1 protein-coding gene is annotated in these 1,419 nt (G+C 64.5%); it reads left to right on the top strand.

Annotated elements, in window-relative coordinates:
* Nucleotides 1-41: 41 nt before the first annotated feature.
* Nucleotides 42-1,352 carry a C4-dicarboxylate transporter DctC gene (gene dctA, locus FFS27_RS32705; protein ID WP_003082442.1) on the top strand — a complete coding sequence of 437 codons (1,311 nt, stop codon included), beginning with the start codon at nt 42-44 and terminating at the stop codon, nt 1,350-1,352.
* The last annotated feature ends 67 nt before the right edge of the window (nt 1,353-1,419 follow it).

Genomic DNA, 1,419 nt, shown 5'->3' with positions numbered 1-1,419 from the left:
TTCCAGGGAACTGGCGAAGCGCCCCCGTGAGGACTCTGCCCATGACCAAACAACCCTTCTACAAGAGCCTGTACGTGCAGGTTCTGGTCGCCATCGCCATCGGTATCGCGCTCGGCCACTGGTACCCGGAAACGGCGGTGGCGATGAAGCCGTTCGGCGACGGCTTCGTCAAACTGATCAAGATGGCCATCGCGCCGATCATCTTCTGCACCGTGGTCACCGGCATCGCCGGCATGCAGAGCATGAAGTCGGTCGGCAAGACCGGCGGCATGGCGCTGCTGTACTTCGAGGTCGTCTCCACCGTGGCCCTGATCATCGGCCTGGTAGTGGTCAACGTGGTCCAGCCGGGCGCCGGCATGCACGTCGACCCGAACACCCTCGACACCAGCAAGATCGCTGCCTACGCCGCTGCCGGCGAGAAGCAGAGCACCGTCGACTTCCTGATGAACGTGATCCCCGGCACCGTGGTCGGCGCGTTCGCCAACGGCGACATCCTCCAGGTCCTGTTCTTCTCCGTGCTCTTCGGCTACGCCCTGCATCGCCTGGGCAGCTACGGCAAGCCGGTGTTCGAGTTCATCGAGCGTGTCTCCCACGTGATGTTCAACATCATCAACGTGATCATGAAGGTCGCCCCGATCGGCGCGTTCGGCGCCATGGCCTTCACCATCGGCGCCTACGGCGTGGGTTCGCTGGTGCAGCTCGGCCAGCTGATGCTGTGCTTCTACATCACCTGCATCCTGTTCGTGCTCATCGTCCTCGGCGGCATCGCCCGCGCCCACGGCTTCAGCATCCTGCGCTTCATCAGGTACATCCGCGAGGAACTGCTGATCGTGCTGGGCACCTCGTCTTCCGAGTCGGCTCTGCCGCGGATGATCGACAAGATGGAGAAGCTCGGCTGCAACAAGTCGGTGGTCGGCCTGGTGATTCCCACCGGTTACTCCTTCAACCTCGACGGCACCTCGATCTACCTGACCATGGCCGCGGTGTTCATCGCCCAGGCCACCGATACGCCGATGGACATCACCCACCAGATCACCCTGCTGCTGGTGCTGCTGATCGCTTCCAAGGGCGCCGCCGGCGTCACCGGCAGCGGCTTCATCGTGCTCGCCGCGACCCTTTCCGCCGTCGGCCACCTGCCGGTCGCCGGCCTGGCGCTGATCCTCGGCATCGACCGCTTCATGTCCGAAGCCCGCGCGCTGACCAACCTGGTCGGCAACGGCGTGGCCACGGTAGTGGTTTCCAAGTGGTGCAAGCAGCTCGACGAGGGCACCTTGCAGCGCGAACTGGCCGGCGAGGGCAACGCTTCGTCGCCTGCCAGCGATATTCCGGTGGGCGGCCGCGAAGCGGTCTAAGCTCAAACCTGTTCGGCAGGGGGAAGTGAAGAGCTCCCTGCCGCCCTTCGAACCCGCCCTCGTGGCG

It is taken from the genome of Pseudomonas sp. 2VD (assembly GCF_005503585.1).
GTDB classification, from domain to species: Bacteria; Pseudomonadota; Gammaproteobacteria; order Pseudomonadales; family Pseudomonadaceae; genus Pseudomonas; species Pseudomonas aeruginosa.
This window is presented reverse-complemented; position numbering and strand designations above follow the sequence as displayed.

What these genes read in the sequence shown, in the direction of transcription:
- dctA (WP_003082442.1), top strand. Translation starts at nt 42, where the DNA reads ATGACCAAACAACCCTTCTACAAGAGCCTGTACGTGCAGGTTCTGGTC.